Raw genomic sequence first — 18,240 nt, forward strand, 5'->3', positions numbered from 1 at the left:
GGAGGGCGCCGCCCGTGGCGGGTCGCGGCTCGCCCAGTCGCGCGGTTGACAGCCACGGGAGCGCCGCCGGACTAGATTGCCATCCATGAGAACCTTCAACACCCTTGCCGAATTGGCGGCCTGCACCGGCCAGGAAGTCATCGTGAGCGACTGGCACACGGTGACGCAGCAGCACATCGACCAGTTCGCCGACGCCACCGGCGACCACCAATGGATCCACGTCGATCCCGAGCGCGCCAAGACCGGGCCCTTCGGCACCACCATCGCGCACGGCTTCCTGACACTGTCGCTGCTGGCCGGACTGGCCGACCGTTCGTTCGTGATCAATGACGTGCGCATGGGCGTCAACTACGGCCTGAACAAGGTGCGCTTCACCTCCCCCGTGCCGGCGGGCAGCCGCGTGCGCCTGCGCATGAAGCTGCTGGAGGCGACGCCTATCGAGGGCGGCCTGCAATTGGCGTGGCAGTCCACCATCGAGCGCGAGGGCGCGGACAAGCCCGCGTGCATCGCGGAGTCGCTGGCGCGCTACTTCGTCTGAAGCGGGCGGGCCGTCAGTCGCCGGCAAAGCCGTTCTGTCGCCAGGCCTCAAAGACGCTCACCGCCACCGCATTGGACAGGTTCAGGCTGCGCTGGCCGGCGCGCATGGGTAGGCGCAACTGCTGTGCCGGTGCCAGGCGCTCCAGCACGGCGGGCGGCAGTCCGCGCGTCTCGGCGCCGAACACTAGCCAGTCGCCGGGCTGAAAGCGCACCTCGTGCAGCCCGCGCGTGCCGCGCGTGGTGAGCGCGAACAGGCGGGCCGGGTCGGGCTGCTCCGCCTGGATGAACGCCTCCCACCCGGCATGGCGGCGCACCTCGGCGTACTCGTGGTAGTCCAGTCCGGCGCGGCGCAGCAGCTTGTCGTCCATCGAGAAGCCCAGCGGTTCGATCAGGTGCAGCGTGCAGCCGGTGTTGGCGGCCAGGCGGATCACGTTGCCGGTGTTGGGCGGGATCTCGGGCTCGACCAGGACGATGTGGAACATGGCGGGGATTGTCGTCCCCTATGAGCGGCCGGCAGCCGGCTCGTCGGTGCGCGCGAACGCCAGGGCGACGACGTGGCGCGCGCCGGCGTCGCGCAGCGCCCGCGCGGCCTCGTGCAGGCTGGCGCCAGTGGTCATCACGTCGTCCACCAGCGCCACGCGCCGTTCGTGCAGCTCGTGCGCGCGCAGGGGATCGACGGAGAAGGCGCCGCGCACGTTCCTGAGGCGGTCCGCGCGCGCCAGCCCGCGCTGCGGCGGCGTATGGCGCGTGCGCACCAGCAGGTCGATGCGGCAGCGCGCCGGCGCTAGCCGGCGGGCCAGCAGCACGGACGGGTTGTAGCCGCGCTCGGCCAGGCGCTCGGGCGACAGCGGCATGGGCAGCACCAGGTCGGCCAGCGCCAGCGCATCCGCCACGCCGGGGGCGCGGGTCAGCAGGTCGGCCAGCGGCGCGGCGAGGCCGGCATCCTGGTGGAACTTGAGGCGCGCGATGCAGCCCGTCCAGGGCCATTGGTAGGGCACGGCGGCCAGGCAGAGGTCGAGCGGCGGCGGCTCGCGCAGGCAGGCTCCGCAGCGCGCCACGCCGGCGGGCACGGGCAGCGCGCAGCTTTCGCAGCGCGTGCCCGGCGGCGCGAAGCGCGCCGCGCAGGCCCGGCACACCGGCTGCGCGGGCCAGGCGCGGCAGATCAGGCACTGGCTGGGCCAGGGGCGGCGGGTGGGGCGGGGCGTGGACATCCGACGCGATGGAGGCGAAGACGGCTGGATCAATATACTGCCGCGATCCGCCATGCCCGCCCACCTGCCGCCGACCATCGATCCCGTTGCCGCCCGCCGCTGGGCCGCGCGGCCGCTCGCCCAATCGCCCTGGCTGCACGACGAAGTGGCGCGGCGCATGGCCGAACGCCTGGCGTGGATCCGGCTGCCGGTGCGGCGCTGGGCGCAGTGGGAGCCGGTGCGCGGTGGTCGGCAGGGGCGGGCGCTGGTGGCGGCCCGCTACCCGGATTCAAAGTGTTTTGAGGTGTTTGCCCGCACCAGTCAAACGCCAGCAGCTACTGAAAACGTAGTAAACAAATGGTGGCAACGGCTCGGCCTGGGGCGTGCGGGAGCCCTGGCCACGGGAGAGGCGCCGCCCGATGGCGCGGTGCAACTGGTCTGGGCCAACATGCTGGCGCACCAGGTCGCCGATCCGGGCGCGCTGCTGGCCGCCTGGCACCGCGCCCTGGCGGTGGACGGCTTCGTGATGTTCTCCTGCCTGGGGCCCGACACACTGCGCGAGTTGCGGGCGCCGTATGCCGACGCCGGCTGGCCGCCCCCGGCCCAGGACTTCACCGACATGCACGATTGGGGCGACCAGTTGGTGGCCGCCGGCTTCGCCGAGCCGGTGATGGACATGGAGCACATCACGCTGACCTTCGAGACCCCCGAGCGCCTGCTGGCCGAGCTGCGCGGCCTGGGGCGCAACCTGCACCCCGCGCGCTTCGCCGGCCTGCGCACGCCGGCCTGGCGCGGCCGGCTGGAGGCGGCGCTGGAGCGGCGCCTGCGGCCGGCCGGCGGCGGCCCGCTGGCGCTGACCTTCGAGATCATCTATGGCCACGCGCTCAAGCCCGCGCCGCGCCTTGCGATGGCGCCGCGCGCCGAGATCACGGTCGAGGAAATGCGGGCCTCGCTGCGGCAGCGCCGCAAGGCGCCGCCGCCTTGAGAATTGCCCGGCGGCGCCGAATCGGCCGATGCGAGTCGGTTAAACTTGCGGCCAGCTACGCGCGAGAGCCTGGCGCGGCGGTGATCTCGGAGGGAATTGCCCCGTCGCTTTGGATCTTGGGAAGAGGAAGCGGGCCGGCAGGCGCGAGCGCACGGAGTCCGGCTGCGAGCGGCCCCTCCGGCGCCTGCCGCTGGCAGGAGACAGCGCCGGATCCCGCGGCCGCGCATCCCGCCGCACCGCGTGGATCGGGACGTGATTGTTTGAGACTCTGGAAGACGTGACACGATGAAGAGCATTGCAAAGACGCTGGCCGGCTTTCCGCGCCATGCGGCCGTCTGGACGACGGCATGGGTCGCCGCCGCCGCGCACGCGGCCAAGGTGAACGACCTGCCCGGCGGTCCTGCGGTCAATCAGCTCAACCTGCATCCGCCCGTCACCAAGATCGCCGAGTCGCAGCACTGGCTGCACTGGATGATGCTGACGCTGTGCGTGATCATCTTCTTGTGCGTCTTCTCGGTCATGTTTTATTCGATCTGGAAGCACCGCAAGTCGCAAGGCGCCAAGCCGGCGAGTTTCCACGAATCGGTGGCCGTCGAGGTGGCGTGGACGGTGGTGCCGTTCCTGATCATCATCGGGATGGCCCTGCCGGCCACCAAGGTTTTGGTGGCGCAGAAGGACACCACCAACGCCGACCTCACCATCAAGGCCACGGGCTACCAATGGAAGTGGGGCTACGACTACCTGAGCGGCGAGGGCGAGGGCATTTCGTTCCTGGCGACGCTCGATTCGTCGCAGCGCGCCCTGTCGGACGCCGGCACGCCCGAAGGCGACGACTATCTGCTGAAGGTGGACAACCCGCTGGTGGTGCCGGTCAACAAGAAGGTCCGCATCATCACCACCGCCAACGACGTGATTCACGCCTGGATGGTGCCGGCCTTCGGCGTCAAGCAGGACGCCATCCCCGGCTTTGTGCGCGACACCTGGTTCCGCGCCGAAAAGACCGGCGATTTCTATGGCCAATGCGCCGAGCTGTGCGGCAAGGAGCACGCCTACATGCCCATCCACGTGAAGGTGCTGCCGCAGAACGAATACACCGCCTGGGTCGAGGGCGAGAAGAAGCGCCTGGCGGCGCTGGCCGACGACCCCAGCAAGGTCTGGACGCTGCCCGAGATGGTGGCGCGCGGCGAGAAGGTTTATGCCGCCAACTGCGCGGCCTGCCACCTGGAGAGCGGCAAGGGCGGCGGCGCCATCAAGGCGCTGGACGGCAGCCCGGTGGTGCTGGGTGGCGTGGCCGAGCAGATGCACGTGCTGCTGGAAGGCCGCGCCAACGGCGCCATGCCGGCCTGGAAGCAGCTGTCCGACGTCGAGCTGGCGGCGGTCGCCACCTACACCAAGAACCACTGGACGAACAAGACCGGCCAACTGATCCAGCCGGCCGACTTCAAGGCCGCGCGTGAGGGCAAATTCCCCGACGGCGGCGCGGCGGCGCTCGCGGCCGTGACGCCCGCGCCCGCCGCGGCGGCCCCTGCCGCGCCCGCGCCTGCCGCCGGCATGCCATTCCAGGTCTTCTTCGCCTCGGGCCAGAGCAGCCTCGACGCCGAAGCCTCCACCACGCTCAAGGCGGCGGTCGATTACCTGAAGTCGCACGCCGACGTGAAGGTCGCCCTGTCCGGCTTCGTCGATTCCACCGGCAACGCCGATGCCAACGCCGAGCTGGCCAAGAAGCGCGCCGAAGCCGTGCGCGACGCGCTGCAGGCGGGCGGCGTGGCGGCTGACCGGATCGACTTGCGCAAGCCCGAGGTGATCACCGCCGGCCAGGGCGCCGACCGCGACGCCCCCCGCCGCGTCGACATCCAGGCCGCCAGCTGATCCCGCACGGCAACACCAGAGTTTCATTCGAGAGAGAACGCCCATGAGCGCCGTACTTCCCACCCCGCATGCCGGCCACCACGACCATGCGCACGACGACCACGGCCACGACGCGCCGACCGGCTGGCGCCGTTGGGTCTACGCGACCAACCACAAGGACATCGGCACGCTGTACCTGCTGTTCTCCTTCACCATGCTGATGGTGGGCGGCCTGCTGGCGCTGCTGATCCGTGCCGAGCTGTTCCAGCCCGGGCTGCAGGTGGTCAACCCCGAGCTGTTCAACCAGCTCACCACCATGCACGGCCTGATCATGGTGTTCGGCGCCATCATGCCGGCCTTCGTGGGCTTCGCCAACTGGATGCTGCCGCTGCAGGTCGGGGCCTCCGACATGGCGTTCGCGCGCATGAACAACTTCAGCTTCTGGCTGCTGATCCCGGCGGGCCTGATGCTGGTCGGCTCCTTCTTCATGCCCGGCGGCGCGCCCGCCGCCGGCTGGACGCTGTACGCGCCGCTGACGCTACAGATGGGTCCGTCGATGGACGCCGGCATCTTCGCCATGCACATCATGGGCGCCAGCTCGATCATGGGGGCGATCAACATCATCGTCACCATCCTGAACATGCGCGCCCCCGGCATGACGCTGATGAAGATGCCGATGTTCGCCTGGACCTGGCTCATCACCGCCTACCTGCTGATCGCCGTGATGCCCGTGCTGGCCGGCGCCATCACCATGACGCTGACCGACCGCCACTTCGGCACCAGCTTCTTCAATCCCGCCGGCGGCGGCGACCCGGTGATGTACCAGCACATCTTCTGGTTCTTCGGTCACCCCGAGGTGTACATCATGATCTTGCCGGCCTTCGGCATCATCAGCCAGATGGTGCCGGCGTTCTCGCGCAAGAAGCTGTTCGGCTACGCCTCGATGGTGTACGCCACCTCGGCCATCGCCATCCTGTCGTTCATCGTGTGGGCGCACCACATGTTCACCACCGGCATGCCGGTGACGGGCCAGCTCTTCTTCATGTACGCGACGATGCTGATCGCCGTGCCCACGGCGGTGAAGATCTTCAACTGGATCGCCACCATGTGGCGCGGTTCGATGACCTTCGAGACGCCCATGCTGTTCTCGGTCGGCTTCATCTTCGTGTTCACCATCGGCGGCTTCACCGGCCTGATCCCGGCCGTCGCCCCGATCGACACGCAGATCCAGGACACCTACTACATCGTGGCGCACTTCCACTACGTGCTGGTGGCCGGCTCGCTGTTCGCGCTGTTCGCCGGCTTCTACTACTGGTCGCCCAAGTGGACAGGCGTGATGTACAACGAGACGCGCGGCAAGATCCATTTCTGGTGGTCGCTCATCTCCTTCAACGTCACCTTCTTCCCGATGCACTTCCTCGGCCTGGCGGGCATGCCGCGCCGCTATGCCGACTATCCGATGCAGTTCGCGGACTTCAACATGGTGGCCTCCGTGGGCGCGTTCTTCTTCGGTTTCGCCCAGGTGTACTTCTTCCTGTTCGTGGTGCTGCCGACGATGCGCGGCCAGGGGGAGAAGGCGCCCCAGCGTCCCTGGGAAGGCGCCGAGGGCCTGGAATGGGAAGTGCCGTCGCCGGCACCCTTCCACACCTTCGAGACGCCGCCCAAGCTGGACGCCACGGCCACGCGCGTGGTGGGTTGACGGGGCTGGTGCGATGACGCGCGAAGAACAGAAGAAGCGCAACCTGCGGCTGGGCCTGATCCTGGCGTCGGTGGCGGCTGTGTTCTTCCTCGGCTTCATGGCGCGCATGGTCCTGCTGGGCGGCTGAGCACCGATCGAGCCATGGGTCTGCGCGCGGAAAACTTCAGGATGGTGGGCAAGCTGGCCGTCGTGGCGGCCGGCATGTTCGCTTTCGGCTACGCCATGATTCCGCTGTACCGCGCCATCTGCGAGGCCACGGGCATCAACATCCTGTCGCTGTCCGAGCGTCAGGTTCCGGGCAACGGCGTGGCCGGCACGGCGGCGCGCGCGGCGGCCGGCAACACGCAGGTGGACCGCAGCCGCCTCATCACGGTCGAGTTCGACGCCAACGCGCGCGGGCCCTGGCACTTCAGGCCGGCGCAGCGCTCGATCCAGGTGCATCCGGGCGAGCTGGCCACGGTGATGTACGAGTTCCAGAACGTGCAAGACCATCGCATGGCGGCACAGGCCATTCCCAGCTACGCGCCGCGCCAGGCCGCGCCGCACTTCAACAAGCTGGAGTGCTTCTGCTTCAACCAGTACACGCTGGATCCGGGCGAGAAGCGCGAGTGGCCGGTGGCCTTCGTCATCGATCCGCGCATCTCCAAGGACGTGACCACGATCACGCTGTCCTACACCTTCTTCGAGGTGGGCGGCAAGACGCCGCCCGCGCCGGCCACGGCCAATGCAGGCGAGCATGCGCGTGTCGGAGCCGGCGCATGAGCGATGCTCGCGCCCCGCAGCCGCGCAAGGCGTCGTTCTGGCGCTCGGTGCGCACCGTCGCCTGGGGGTTTCTGGGGATACGCAAGAAGAGCGGCTACCAGGACGATCTGGCGCAAGTCAACCCGTTCCACGTCGTGCTGGCGGCCCTCGCCGGCGTGGTGATCCTGGTGCTGGCGCTGGTCGGCATCGTGAAGTGGGTGGTGGCCAGCGCCTGAGCGCGCGGCCGGCGTGAATCATTTTACAAGCAAAATGGGCCTCCAGCCCACATCGAACAAGCGCTATAAGCTATAAAATCGAGAGCATAGGAGTGAAGTCGACATGAGCAGCACCGCCCACGGCCACGCGCCGTACTACTACGTCCCGCACCCGTCGCGCCATCCGGTGATGGCGGCCATCGGGCTGTTCCTGGTCATCCTGGGCGCGACCCAGTGGATCAACGGCGCGGGCTGGGGCGCCTGGCTGCTGCTGCTGGGCATGCTCGGATGGCTGTTCGTGCTCTACCAGTGGTTCGGCGAGGCCGTGCGCGAGAGCGAAGGCGGCCTGTACGGCCGCAAGATCGACCTGTCCTACCGCTGGAGCATGAGCTGGTTCATCTTCTCCGAGGTGATGTTCTTCGGCGCCTTCTTCACCGCGCTGTGGTGGGCGCGTGCGCACTCGGTGCCGGCGCTGGGCAGCCTGGACAACGCGCTGCTCTGGCCCGACTTCAAGGCGGTATGGCCCAGCGTGGTAGCCGGCGCCACTGCGTCGCCCGCCGGCATCGTCGAGCCGTTCCAGACCATGGGCCCGTTCTGGCTGCCCACCATCAACACGGCGCTGCTGCTCACCTCGGGCGTCACCCTGACCATCGCGCACCACGCCCTGCAGGTGGGCAACCGCAGCCGCTGCGTGTCGTTCATGTGGCTCACCGTGCTGCTGGGCATCGTCTTCCTGTTCGTGCAGGGCTACGAATACTTCCACGCCTACAGCGACCTGAACCTCAAGCTCAGCTCCGGCGTCTACGGCTCGACCTTCTTCATGCTGACGGGCTTCCACGGCTTGCACGTGTTCGTGGGCATGCTGATGCTGCTGTTCATCACCCTGCGCCTGATGAAGGGCCATTTCACCCCCGAGCGCCACTTCGGCTTCGAGGGCGCCGCGTGGTACTGGCACTTCGTGGACGTGGTGTGGCTGGGCCTGTACCTGCTGGTGTACTGGATGTGAGAGCCGCTGCGGGCCGAACGAGAAAAGAGCGCCGGCCGGCGCTCTTTTTCTTGGATCGCCAGGCCGTGGCGCCGGGGGCGCTCAGGGGCTGGCGGGCAGGCCGGTGGGCTGGATGTAGCCCAGCTTCCAGGCGATGAGGATGCAGATGAACAGCAGCACCGACAGGCCCACGCGCAGCGCCAGCGCCTTGAACATGCGGTTGGCGCGGCGCGGGTCGTCATTGCCTGGCCCTGGCTTGTCCCCGCGCATCATGAAGAACAGCGCCGATCCCAGGCTACCGATGATGCCCACGAAGGCCAAGCCGACGAGCAGTTGTTTCATGGAGCGGATTATCCCGTGAGCGGCTGGACCGTGGAAGGACGCCGGGTGCTGCTGGTCGTGGCGACGCTGGCGGCCATGGCCGCCACCGGTGCGCTCGGGCGCTGGCAGTTGTCGCGCGCGGCCGAGAAGGAGGCCCTGCAAGCCGCCATCGCCCAGCGCCAACACCTTCCCGCCCTCGACGGCGCCACCCTCGCGCAGCCGCTGCCGCCTGCGCAGGCCGGCGCGTTGCTGCACCGCGCCGTCGCGCTGCGCGGCACGTGGCTGCCGGAGCGCACGGTGTACCTCGACAACCGCCCCATGGACCGCCGGACCGGCTTCTACGTGCTGACGCCGCTGCGCCTGGCCGGCAGCCCCGCGGTGGTGCTGGTGCAGCGGGGCTGGGCGCCGCGCAACTTCGTGGACCGCGCGGCCCTGCCGGCCGTGCTGACGCCGCCCGGCGAGGTCGAGGTCCACGGCCGCATCGCCGTGCGGCCGCCGCGCGCGTATGCCCTTGGCGAGGAGGCGGGCGGCCCGATCCGGCAAAATCTCGACCTGGACGCCTTTCGGCGCGAGACCGGCCTGCCCTTGGCGGATATGGTCGTGCGGCAGACCGGCGGCACGTCGGAAGGGCTGGAGCGCGACTGGCCCGAGCCGGCGACCGGCATCGACACGCATTACGGCTACGCCTTCCAGTGGTTCGGCCTGTGCGCCCTGATCGGCGCGCTTTTTCTGTGGTTTCAAGTTGTCAGACCTTTCTACCGTTCCCCACGTGCCTGATCCTGCCGGCGCGCGCGACGAGCCGCTGGGCTTGACCGTCCACTCCATGCCCTCGCCCGGCGGCGCGGTGGCGCGGGATGCGCGCCGCACGCACGCGGGGCGCTGGCAGATGCTGGGCTTGGCGCTGGTGTGCGCGGCCCCGGTGCTGGCGTCCTACCTCAGCTACTACGTGGTGCGGCCCGAGGGGCGGCGCAACTTCGGCGTGCTGATCGAGCCGCAGCGCCCGCTGCCCGCGACCATGGCCGCCACCGACCTGAGCGGCCAGCCCTTCGACCTGTCCGCGCTCAAGGGCCAGTGGCTGCTGGTCAGCGTGGCCGGCGGCGCCTGCGACGCCGGCTGCGAGAACCACCTGTACCTGCAGCGCCAGCTGCGCGAGGGCCTGGGCAAGGACAAGGACCGCCTGGACTGGATCTGGCTGGTCAACGACGACGCGCGCATTCCCGATGCGCTGCGCCCCGCGCTCGGCCAGGCCACCGTGGTGCGAGTGCCGGACGACGCCCTGGCGGGCTGGCTGGCGCCCGAAGCCGGCCGCCAGCTCGCCGAGCACCTGTACGTGGTCGATCCCATGGGCCACTGGATGATGCGCTTTCCCGCCGGGCTGGACCACGCCGGCGCCGCCCAGGCCAAGCGCGACCTGGAGCGCCTGATGCGCGCGTCCGCCAGCTGGGACACGGCCGGCCGCGACCACCCGTAGGGCATGCCCGACGCACACGCCATGGACACCCCTTCCTGTACGACCTGAGCCCGGCCCTGCGGCTGATGGGCATGGGCCTGGCGGTCGCGCTGGGGCCCCTGGCCTGGCTGTGGCTGCGCAGCCGCGGCGCGCCGCCGGCCAGCCGCCTGCGCGCACTGACCCTGCTGACGCTGTTCCTGACGTTCGACCTGGTGCTGTTCGGCGCCTTCACGCGCCTGACCGATTCCGGCCTGGGCTGCCCCGACTGGCCCGGCTGCTACGGCCATGCCAGCCCGGTGGGCGCGCGCGCGCACATCGCCGCCGCGCAGGACGCCATGCCCACCGGCCCTGTCACCCACGGCAAGGCCTGGGTGGAGATGGTGCACCGCTACCTGGCCACCGGCGTCGGCGTGCTGATCATCGTGCTGGCGCTGGCCACGGCCCTGCAGTGGCGCCGCGGCCGCCGCAGCGGGGGCCAGGCGCCGGCGGGCGCGCGCGTGCTCAGCCCCTGGTGGCCGCTGGCCACGCTGGTGTGGGTGTGCGCGCAAGGGGCGTTTGGCGCGCTCACGGTGACGATGAAGCTGTTCCCCGCCATCGTCACCCTGCACCTGCTGGGCGGCGTGGGCCTGCTGGTGCTGCTGGCGATGCAGGCCGAGCGCTACCGCCAGGCCGCCGGCGGCGCGGTCCGGGGCCTGGGCCGCGGCCTGCGGGCGCTGCTGTGGCTGGCGGCGGCCATGGTGGGCGTGCAGATCGCCCTGGGCGGGTGGGTCAGCACCAACTATGCGGTGCTGGTGTGCAACACCTTCCCCCTGTGCCAGGGGGGTTGGTGGCCGGCCATGGACTTCGCGCAGGGCTTCGAGCTGTGGCGCCCGCTGGGCGCGTCGAGCGACGGCACGCCGCTGGCCTTTGCAGCGCTGACGGCGATCCACTACGCGCACCGCCTGTTCGCCTACGCCGTGTTCGCCGTGCTGCTGGGACTGGTCTGGCGGCTGCGCCGCGCGGACGCCCTGCCAGCGCAGCGGCGCTGGCTGCTGGGGCTGGCCGCGCTGCAGTTGCTCACGGGCCTGTCCAACGTGGTGCTGGACTGGCCGCTGCTGGCCGCCGTGCTGCACACCGGCGGGGCCGCCGCGCTGATGACGGTGCTGGCCTGGGCGCTGTGCGCCAGCCGCGCGCGGGCCGCGGACGTGGCCGCCGCGCCGTCGCCCTCCACGGTCCGGGAGGTGGCGGCATGACGGCGCCCGCGTCCGCGCCCGCCGTGGCGCTGCCGGCCATGCCCGTCTGGCGCCAGTACTACGTGCTGACCAAGCCGCGCGTGGTGCAGCTCATCGTGTTCTGCGCCCTGATCGGCATGGTGCTGGCCGTGCCCGGCCTGCCCAGCGCGGCGGCGCTGGGCCGCATGGCGATCGCCTGCGCCGGCATCTGGCTGGTGGCGGCAGCGGCGGCGGCCTTCAACTGTCTGGTCGAGAAATCCATCGATGCGCGCATGAAGCGCACCGCCTGGCGTCCCACGGCGCGCGGCGAGCTGTCGGACACGCAGGCGCTGGTCTTTTCGGCCCTGCTGTGCGTGGCCGGCTCCACCGTGCTGTACGCGTGGGTCAATCCGCTGACGATGTGGCTCACTTTCGCCACCTTCGTCGGCTACGCGGTCATCTACACCGTGGTGCTCAAGCCGTTGACGCCGCAGAACATCGTCATCGGTGGCGCCTCCGGCGCGATGCCGCCGGTGCTGGGCTGGGCGGCGATGACGGGCGAGGTGGGGCCGCAGGCGCTGATCCTGTTCCTGATCATCTTCATCTGGACCCCGCCGCACTTCTGGGCGCTGGCGCTGTACCGCGTGGAGGACTACCGCAAGAGCGGCCTGCCGATGCTGCCCGTCACGCACGGCAACGCCTTCACGCGGCTGCAGATCCTGCTGTACACCTTCATCCTGCTGGCGGCCTGCCTGCTGCCCTTCGTCTACGGCATGAGCGGCTGGCTGTACCTGGCGGCGGCCGTGCTGCTCAATGCCGGCTTCATCGGCCATGCGTTCAAGCTGTGGCGCGGCTATTCCGACCAGCTCGCGCGCAAGACCTTCCGCTTCTCGCTCATCCACCTGTCGCTGCTGTTCGCGGCGCTGCTGGTCGATCACTACCTGAAATGACGGATACCTTCATGCGGCGACGATCTGCTCTCAAGAAAATAGCATCCAGCGCAGTATTGGCGGGGGCTGTGGCCGTTTTTAGTGCCTGCACGCCCGACAAGCCGTCGTTCCGCGGCATCGACATCACCGGCGCCGACTACGCCCGCGGCTTCGCGCTCACCGACTTCAACGGCCAGCCGCGCACGCTGGGCGACTTCGCGGGCAAGGTGGTGGTGGTGTTCTTCGGCTACACCCAGTGCCCCGACGTGTGCCCCACCACCATGAGCGAGATGGCCCAGGTCAAGCAGACGCTGGGCGCCGACGGCGACCGGCTGCAGGTGCTGTTCGTCAGCGTCGATCCCGACCGCGACACGCCCGAGGTGCTGATGGCGTACATGGCCGCCTTCGACCCCGGCTTCCTGGCGCTGTACGCCGCCTCGCCCGACCAGTTAGCCGCGCTGGCCAAGGACTTCAAGGTCTACTACAAGCGCGTGGACGGCAAGACCCCCACCAGTTACACCATGGACCACACCGCCGCCAGCTACGTCTACGACCCGCAGGGCCGGCTGCGCCTGTACAGCCGCTACGGCAGCGGCGCGCAGGCCATGGCCGAGGACGTGAAGCTGCTGCTGAACGGCGCCTGACGGCCGTTTCAGGTTAAAAAATGCCTTCAGCCCGCGCCGGATAAGCGCAAACAGCTATATAAAAATTAGCGAACGGGCGTCAATCCACGCGGATGCTCTGCGCGCGGACAATGCCGCCCAGCACCTGCGTGTCGCGCTGGATGCGCTGGGCCAGCCCTTCGGGCGACGAGCCCACCGCCTGCCAGCCCTGCTGGAACAGGCGCTGGCGCATCTCAGGCGCGCGCACGATGGCGCTGACCGCGGCGGCCAGCTTGTCCAAGTGCGCGCGCGGCATGCCGGCGGGGGCGGCCACGGCGTTCCAGATCTCGAGGTCGAAGTCCCTCACCCCGGTGCCCTGCAGGCTGGGCAGCTCGGGCGCGAGCAGGCTGCGCCCGCTGGAGGTCACGCCGATGCCGCGCAGCTTGCCGGCCCTGATCTGCGCCAGCGCCAGCGCCGGCGGCAGCATCGACAGCTGCAGGTCGCCCGCCGCCAGGGCCGCCGCCACCTGCGGGTAGCCCGGGTAGGGCACGTGCACCGGGGTGATGCCCGAGCGGCGCTTGAGCAACTCCATGCCGATGTGGCCCACCGTGCCGACGCCGGGCGAGCCGTAGCTCCAGCGGCTGCCCGCGGCGCGCGCGGCGTCGAGGAAACCTCCGGCATCGGCGCCCGGCGCATCGGCCGGCGCCACCAGCACCAGCGGCGCCACGCCGATCAGGCTGACCGGCGCCAGGTCCGTCAGCGGGTCGTAGCGCACGGCCGGGTTCAGCAGCCGGGCGATGGTCATGTTGCCGTTGATCATCAGGCCCACGGTGTGGCCGTCCGCCGCCTTGGCGACGGCGTCGCCACCGATGTTGCCGCCCGCGCCGGCGCGGTTCTCGACCACCACCGGCTGGCCCAGCGCCTGCGCCAGCGGCTCGGCCAGCGCGCGCGCCGTCAGGTCGGGCGACGAGCCGGCCGGAAAGCCCACGATGAGGCGCAGCGGCCTGCTGGGCCAGGCCCGGGCCGGATGGGCGAGCGCGGCGGCCGGGCCGGCCAGCAGGGCGGCGCCGGCCAGCACGGCGCGGCGCGAGAGGGTCGTGGAGGTCATGCGAAGGCCTGTGCAAGGTGGATGCAGTGGGGCCCATCGTAGCGGCCCGCGCCGCATCGATGAAATACTATGCTATTGATAGCTGCCGGCGCACTATCAACGCGGGCTGAAGCCCGATAAGGCATGAAAAACCCTGCCGGCTCGCGCGGGCAGGGCGGTGGGGTCTGGCGGGCCGGTTCAGGCGTATTCGGCCAGCGCCACCTTCATCTTCTTCATCGCCGCCACCTCGATCTGGCGCACGCGCTCGGCGCTGACGCCGTACTCGGCCGCCAGCTCGTGCAGCGTCATGCCGCCGGAGCCGTCGTCGTTCACGTTCAGCCAGCGCTCGGTCACGATGCGGCGGCTGCGTTCGTCCAGGCTCTTGAGCGCGGTGGCGATGCCCTCGGTGGCCAGCGTGTCGCGCTGGGCCGACTCCAGCATCGCCGTCGGCTCGTGGCGGTCGTCCGACAGGTAGGCGATGGGGCCGAAGGCGTGCTCACCGTCGCCCTCGGCCGGCGCGGGGTCGAGCAGCACGTCGCCGCCGGCCAGGCGCGTCTCCATCTCGCGCACATCGCCGGGCTTGACGTTCAGCTCGCGCGCCACCACGTCGATCTGCGCGTCGGTCAGCGCGTCGCGGTGCGTGATGTCGGCCTCGGCGTCCTCGGCCTTGAAGCCCTGCTTCATCGACCGCAGGTTGAAGAACAGCTTGCGCTGCGCCTTGGTGGTCGCCACCTTGACCAGGCGCCAGTTCTTCAGGATGTACTCGTGGATCTCGGCCTTGATCCAGTGCAGCGCGTAGCTGACCAGGCGCACGCCCTGGTCGGGGTCGAAGCGCTTGACGGCCTTCATCAGGCCCACGTTGCCCTCCTGGATCAGGTCGCCGTGCGGCAGCCCGTAGCCCAGGTACTGGCGCGAAACCGACACCACCAGCCGCAGGTGCGACAGCACCAGCCGGCCGGCCGCCTCCAGGCTGGCGCCGTCGCGCAACTCGCGGGCGTAGCGCTGCTCTTCCTCCAGCGTCAGCATCGGCAGGCGGTTGACGGCGGTGATGTAGGCGTCCAGGTTGCCCAGCGGCGGCACGACGGCCCACGGATTGGCCAGCGCCACGGCATTCGCGGAAGGGCTCGTGTCCAGTCGGGTCATCGTCGAATGTCCTTTCGTCATGGTCAAGTATTTTAGCACTCTATTGGAGCGAGTGCTAAGGGCAAAGTTCACCGCGCTCGATCCTGTGCGCGTGCGAACGCCTGCGGCGCCTGCTTGACCCGTCCGATCTCGGGCAGGCCGGCCAGTTCCTGCCGCGTGACGAAGAACAGGGGGCCGCTCGGTAGGGGCCGCTCCGGGCGCAGCTCACGCACCAGGCCGCGGGCCTCGTAGTGCCTGACCGCGCTTTGCGGCCCCACCGTCAAGGCTGGGCCGGCCGCCGCCAGGGACAGGTTGGTGTGGAACGACGGCGATTCGACGTGCGGCGCCGGCCGCGCTCAGCATCGCGCCGCCAGGCGGCGGTGCTGAGCGACCCGCCGTCGGCGATGCACTCTCTTCACTTACAACGTGACCCAGGCGGGCGCGCCCTGGCCGGTCCCCGTGATCCTGGTGGTCCCGAAGGATGAAGCCAGGCTGGCGGCGGCCGAGCACCTGGGCCAGCCCGTCACGGTGTCGGTCAAGGGCCACTACGAACGCAACGTGCCGGGCCGCAACGTCATCGGCCGGTTGGACCGGGGCAAGGCGCGCACCATCGTCGTCTCGACGCCGGTGAGCAGCTGGTTCACCAGCACCTGCGAGCGCGGACCTGGCATCGTGGCCTTCCTCGCCACGGCCCGGGTGGCGAGCCAATCGCTGACGGACGTCAACTTCGTGTTCGTGAGCACCAGCGGCCACGAGGTGGGCCACGGCGGCATGGAATACTTCATCCGCGACAAGGCGCCCAAGCCGAACGGCGTGACGGCCTAGCTGCACTACGGCGCATCGCTGGCCTGCCATGCGAAGCCCGCCGATGGCGCGGGCGCGGCTGCGCAGGGCGTCAACAGCAATACGCGCTTCCTGGCCATGAGAGCCGACTTGCAGCCCCTGGTGGAGCCGGCGTTCAAGGACGTGGCCGTCGCGGCGCGCCTGGTCGGTGCAAGAGCCGGCATCGGCGAGCTGCGCGAGATCATGGGGGCAGGGTATCCGCGCGCGTTCGGCATGGCGGGGCTGCATCCGCTGTTCCACACGTCCCGCGACCGTGCCGGGATGACCAGCCCCGAGTTGCTGGAACCGGTCGTGCGGGCATTCCTCCAGGCGCTGCGCGCGGTGGCCGAGGCCCCGTAGTCGCCTGGCTGCCCTGGAGCGGCAGAGAGCCGGCGACCGGCCGGGGCCTGATCAAAAAAAGCGCCGGACAGGCATGGGGTCATGCGAGTCCGGCGAACGGTCAAAGAAGCGCGAGAGGGGGTGGTCACCGCCCGCGCTTCGCTTGGAGAACACGAAGTCTTGAATTACAAATAAGAGTTGTTTTCATCTTCAAGGATGCCCGGAATCAGGCGTCCGCCGGGCCGTGCGGCCACCAGAGCCAATGGTTGTCCAGCCGCGGCCCCACCGCGCGGAAGGCGGCGGGCCGCGCGCCATCGTGGCGGGCGGCGCATTCCAGCCCGCCGATCCACAGCCGCCGGCCCTGGCTTTCGGGCGCCAGGGCGCAGGCCTCGGGCAGCGGCACCAGGCCCTGCCAGCGTCCCTGGGCGTCGAAGCGCGCCACCCCGTTCACGCGCGGGCAGCTCACCCACAGCGCGCCGGCACAAGCGGCGATGGAGCCGCCGTAGCCGGCCAGGGGCTCGGGCGCGGCCACGCTGCGCAGCCCCTCGCCGTCGAACAGCGCCAGCACCGGGGCGGCGGTGCGCGCGGCCGCATCGCCGTGCTCGGCCTGCAGGGCGATGCCGATGCGGGGCTTGCCGTCCACCTCGATGCGCGCCAAGTGGCGCAGGCTGAGGCGGGGGTCGGGCAGGCGCCATTGGCCCAGGCGCCGGCCGGTGGCGGCGTGCAGGCGCACCAGGGACGAATCCATGCGGCCCAGGTCGCCCTTGGCGCGGCCGGTTTCCGGCCGGGTGGGGACGCCGCCGTTGGCGACGATGAGCTGGCCGCCGGCGTCCAGCAGCAGCTCGTGCGGGTCGATGCCGTGCGTGGGCCATTCGGCCAGCAGGTCCAGGGTGCGCGCGTCGCGCACGCCGACCAGACCCGCGCCGCTGCCCAGGTCTGTCTCGGTGGTGAACAGGCGCGTGCCGTCGGCGCTCCAGAGGGCATGGCCGTTGAAGGCGCGCTCGGGCGCCGCCCAGGCCCATTGCGGCTCGGCTGCGGCGCCGGGACGCCAGCGCAGCAGCCAGTCGCCGGGGCGGCGCGCGACGACCAAGAGGGCGCCGTCCGGCCCCGCCAGCAGGGCGTGGGCGCGGGTGGGTAGTTCAATGGTGTTTTTGGCCTCCAGCCCGTGTCCATGCTTCGGTAAATGCTCTTTATTTTGTAGCGAAAGCCCGGCGTGGTAGCTACCGTCGACGCCGCTGGCCCAGGTGGCGGCCAGTCGGGCCGGGGTTTGCGGCGCTGCTGTGTCCGCGGGCGCGCACAGGGCCGGCGGTAGGGCGGCCAGCAGGCGGCGGCGCAGCGGGTCAGTCGCCATCGGCATCGGAAAAGCCCATGCGTACGTCGAGCGCGGCGGCCACTTCGTCCTCGGCCAGCCGCTTGGTCTGCGTCAGTTCGCGCACGGCCTGGTCGAGCGTGGCGGGCCGGGCCGGGTCGATGGCGTCCACCGCCGCACCGGTGGCGGCGACGCGCGCGGCCCAGCGGTCGGCCAGCGCGATCAGGCCGCGCCCGCGCAGGTAGGCCTCCAGCGTGACCAGGACGGCGCCGGGTGCCGGGGCCGCCGACCCCGCCATGGCAGCCAGCCGCGCGAGGGCCTGCCAGTGCGCGGCCCAGGCGGCGGAGGTCTGCCCGCTCAGGGCGCGCGGCCACGCGGGCGGCGTGTCTTTCTCGCCCCGGCTGGCGGCTTCGCGGCGGGGCTTGTCGAGGTCGGCCCAACGCAGCCGCTCGCTGCTGCCCACCCATTGGTTCAGCAGTTCGGCGAAGGCGGCGGTCGCCTCCTCGGGCGTGGCCTCGCGCGCGGCTGCGGCGTCGGCGTCGCGCTGGAGCTGGGTCGCCTCGCGGTCGATGTCGGCCGCCACCTGGACGGCGTAGGCGCATTCGGGCGTGGCGAGCTTCAGGGGGGCCTGCCACAGCAGCCATTCGAGCGCCGGCAGCCCCTTGGCCGGGGTGCCGATGCGCTCCATGTCGGCGCTGCCGGCGGGCGCCTGGCCGACGGCGCGGCGGATCAGGGCGGGCCGCGCGGGAGCGAAGTCGATCTGGCGCAGCGAGCGGCGCTCGATCAGCGCCCCCAGGGGCACGCCGGCGTAGAGATCCCAGTCCCGCACGGCCTGCACCCAGGCGGCGCGCGCGGCCTCCAGGCGCGGC

Annotated in this window: 21 protein-coding genes and 2 pseudogenes; 15 read left to right on the forward strand and 8 right to left on the reverse strand. The window is 70.6% G+C overall.

Annotated features, from left to right (window positions below):
- Positions 1-85 precede the first annotated feature (85 nt).
- Positions 86-538 (forward strand): MaoC family dehydratase, encoded by a 453-nt coding sequence (locus IPG65_RS09850; RefSeq protein WP_293189026.1) that lies wholly within the window; start codon positions 86-88, stop codon positions 536-538.
- 13 nt (positions 539-551) lie between these two features.
- Here IPG65_RS09850 and trmL read toward each other — a convergent pair whose 3' ends face one another.
- Positions 552-1,019 carry a tRNA (uridine(34)/cytosine(34)/5-carboxymethylaminomethyluridine(34)-2'-O)-methyltransferase TrmL gene (gene trmL / locus IPG65_RS09855; protein WP_293189027.1) on the reverse strand — a complete coding sequence of 156 codons (468 nt, stop codon included), beginning with the start codon at positions 1,017-1,019 and terminating at the stop codon, positions 552-554.
- Positions 1,020-1,037: 18 nt separating this feature from the next.
- Positions 1,038-1,748, reverse strand: coding sequence for a ComF family protein (locus IPG65_RS09860; protein WP_293189028.1), 711 nt, complete (start codon positions 1,746-1,748; stop codon positions 1,038-1,040).
- A gap of 52 nt (positions 1,749-1,800) precedes the next feature.
- Between IPG65_RS09860 and IPG65_RS09865 the strand changes: the two genes are divergently transcribed.
- The 7 genes from IPG65_RS09865 (at position 1,801) to IPG65_RS09895 (ending at position 8,221) form a co-directional block, all read left to right on the forward strand.
- A complete protein-coding gene (locus IPG65_RS09865; protein ID WP_293189029.1) occupies positions 1,801-2,712 on the forward strand; it encodes a biotin synthase in 912 nt (303 codons plus the stop codon).
- A 285-nt stretch (positions 2,713-2,997) separates the two neighbouring features.
- Positions 2,998-4,581 carry a cytochrome c oxidase subunit II gene (gene coxB, locus IPG65_RS09870; RefSeq protein ID WP_293189030.1) on the forward strand — a complete coding sequence of 528 codons (1,584 nt, stop codon included), beginning with the start codon at positions 2,998-3,000 and terminating at the stop codon, positions 4,579-4,581.
- A 43-nt stretch (positions 4,582-4,624) separates the two neighbouring features.
- On the forward strand, positions 4,625-6,259 hold the full coding sequence (ctaD, locus tag IPG65_RS09875; RefSeq protein WP_293189031.1) for a cytochrome c oxidase subunit I: 1,635 nt from the start codon (positions 4,625-4,627) through the stop codon (positions 6,257-6,259).
- Positions 6,260-6,272: 13 nt separating this feature from the next.
- A complete protein-coding gene (locus IPG65_RS09880) occupies positions 6,273-6,386 on the forward strand; it encodes a cytochrome oxidase small assembly protein (protein WP_293189032.1) in 114 nt (37 codons plus the stop codon).
- Between the two features lie 14 nt (positions 6,387-6,400).
- Positions 6,401-7,021 (forward strand): cytochrome c oxidase assembly protein, encoded by a 621-nt coding sequence (locus tag IPG65_RS09885; RefSeq protein WP_293189033.1) that lies wholly within the window; start codon positions 6,401-6,403, stop codon positions 7,019-7,021.
- Complete coding sequence (locus tag IPG65_RS09890; RefSeq protein WP_293189034.1) at positions 7,018-7,236, forward strand: DUF2970 domain-containing protein; 219 nt, start codon at positions 7,018-7,020, stop codon at positions 7,234-7,236. Before IPG65_RS09885 ends, IPG65_RS09890 begins: the two co-directional genes overlap by 4 nt.
- Positions 7,237-7,339: 103 nt before the next feature.
- Positions 7,340-8,221 (forward strand): cytochrome c oxidase subunit 3, encoded by an 882-nt coding sequence (locus IPG65_RS09895; protein WP_293189035.1) that lies wholly within the window; start codon positions 7,340-7,342, stop codon positions 8,219-8,221.
- A gap of 81 nt (positions 8,222-8,302) precedes the next feature.
- Here IPG65_RS09895 and IPG65_RS09900 read toward each other — a convergent pair whose 3' ends face one another.
- Positions 8,303-8,542, reverse strand: a complete 240-nt coding sequence (locus tag IPG65_RS09900; protein WP_293189036.1) for a twin transmembrane helix small protein — start codon at positions 8,540-8,542, stop codon at positions 8,303-8,305.
- Between the two features lie 75 nt (positions 8,543-8,617).
- Here IPG65_RS09900 and IPG65_RS09905 point away from each other — a divergent pair, with 75 nt between their 5' ends.
- From IPG65_RS09905 to IPG65_RS09925, 5 genes are all read left to right on the forward strand, one after another.
- Positions 8,618-9,298: an SURF1 family protein gene (locus IPG65_RS09905; RefSeq protein ID WP_293190044.1), complete on the forward strand. Its 681-nt coding sequence runs from the start codon at positions 8,618-8,620 to the stop codon at positions 9,296-9,298.
- Between the two features lie 46 nt (positions 9,299-9,344).
- Positions 9,345-9,992 carry a hypothetical protein gene (locus IPG65_RS09910; protein ID WP_293190046.1) on the forward strand — a complete coding sequence of 216 codons (648 nt, stop codon included), beginning with the start codon at positions 9,345-9,347 and terminating at the stop codon, positions 9,990-9,992.
- A gap of 71 nt (positions 9,993-10,063) precedes the next feature.
- Positions 10,064-11,203 (forward strand): heme A synthase, encoded by a 1,140-nt coding sequence (locus tag IPG65_RS09915; RefSeq protein WP_293189037.1) that lies wholly within the window; start codon positions 10,064-10,066, stop codon positions 11,201-11,203.
- Positions 11,200-12,111, forward strand: coding sequence for a heme o synthase (gene cyoE / locus IPG65_RS09920; protein WP_293189038.1), 912 nt, complete (start codon positions 11,200-11,202; stop codon positions 12,109-12,111). The genes IPG65_RS09915 and cyoE overlap by 4 nt, the downstream gene beginning before the upstream one ends.
- 11 nt (positions 12,112-12,122) lie before the next feature.
- A complete protein-coding gene (locus IPG65_RS09925) occupies positions 12,123-12,734 on the forward strand; it encodes an SCO family protein (protein ID WP_293189039.1) in 612 nt (203 codons plus the stop codon).
- A 79-nt stretch (positions 12,735-12,813) separates the two neighbouring features.
- Here the strand turns inward: IPG65_RS09925 and IPG65_RS09930 are convergent, their stop codons facing one another.
- The 3 genes and pseudogenes from IPG65_RS09930 to IPG65_RS19350 all read right to left on the reverse strand — a co-directional run.
- The gene (locus IPG65_RS09930; RefSeq protein ID WP_293189040.1) at positions 12,814-13,800 is read right to left on the reverse strand and encodes a tripartite tricarboxylate transporter substrate binding protein; all 987 of its coding nucleotides are present in this window, start codon (positions 13,798-13,800) and stop codon (positions 12,814-12,816) included.
- A gap of 177 nt (positions 13,801-13,977) precedes the next feature.
- Positions 13,978-14,922 (reverse strand): RNA polymerase sigma factor RpoH, encoded by a 945-nt coding sequence (rpoH, locus tag IPG65_RS09935; RefSeq protein ID WP_293189041.1) that lies wholly within the window; start codon positions 14,920-14,922, stop codon positions 13,978-13,980.
- A 68-nt stretch (positions 14,923-14,990) separates the two neighbouring features.
- A pseudogene (locus IPG65_RS19350) lies at positions 14,991-15,242 on the reverse strand (LysR family transcriptional regulator); the annotation flags it as partial.
- 118 nt (positions 15,243-15,360) lie between these two features.
- Between IPG65_RS19350 and IPG65_RS09945 the strand changes: the two are divergent.
- The gene (locus IPG65_RS09945) at positions 15,361-15,726 is read left to right on the forward strand and encodes a hypothetical protein (RefSeq protein WP_293189043.1); all 366 of its coding nucleotides are present in this window, start codon (positions 15,361-15,363) and stop codon (positions 15,724-15,726) included.
- Between the two features lie 96 nt (positions 15,727-15,822).
- Positions 15,823-16,083 carry a hypothetical protein gene (locus IPG65_RS09950; RefSeq protein WP_293189044.1) on the forward strand — a complete coding sequence of 87 codons (261 nt, stop codon included), beginning with the start codon at positions 15,823-15,825 and terminating at the stop codon, positions 16,081-16,083.
- A 205-nt stretch (positions 16,084-16,288) separates the two neighbouring features.
- On the opposite strand, the gene IPG65_RS09955 is transcribed toward IPG65_RS09950, so the two are convergent.
- Both IPG65_RS09955 and IPG65_RS09960 read right to left on the reverse strand, forming a co-directional pair.
- Complete coding sequence (locus IPG65_RS09955) at positions 16,289-17,419, reverse strand: DUF1513 domain-containing protein (protein WP_293189045.1); 1,131 nt, start codon at positions 17,417-17,419, stop codon at positions 16,289-16,291.
- Positions 17,403-18,236: pseudogene (locus IPG65_RS09960) on the reverse strand (imelysin family protein); the annotation flags it as partial. The pseudogene IPG65_RS09960 and the gene IPG65_RS09955, both read right to left, overlap by 17 nt.
- Positions 18,237-18,240: the final 4 nt, after the last annotated feature.

This window comes from Ottowia sp., from assembly GCF_016703145.1.
In the GTDB taxonomy this organism is placed as follows: Bacteria; Pseudomonadota; Gammaproteobacteria; order Burkholderiales; family Burkholderiaceae_C; genus Ottowia.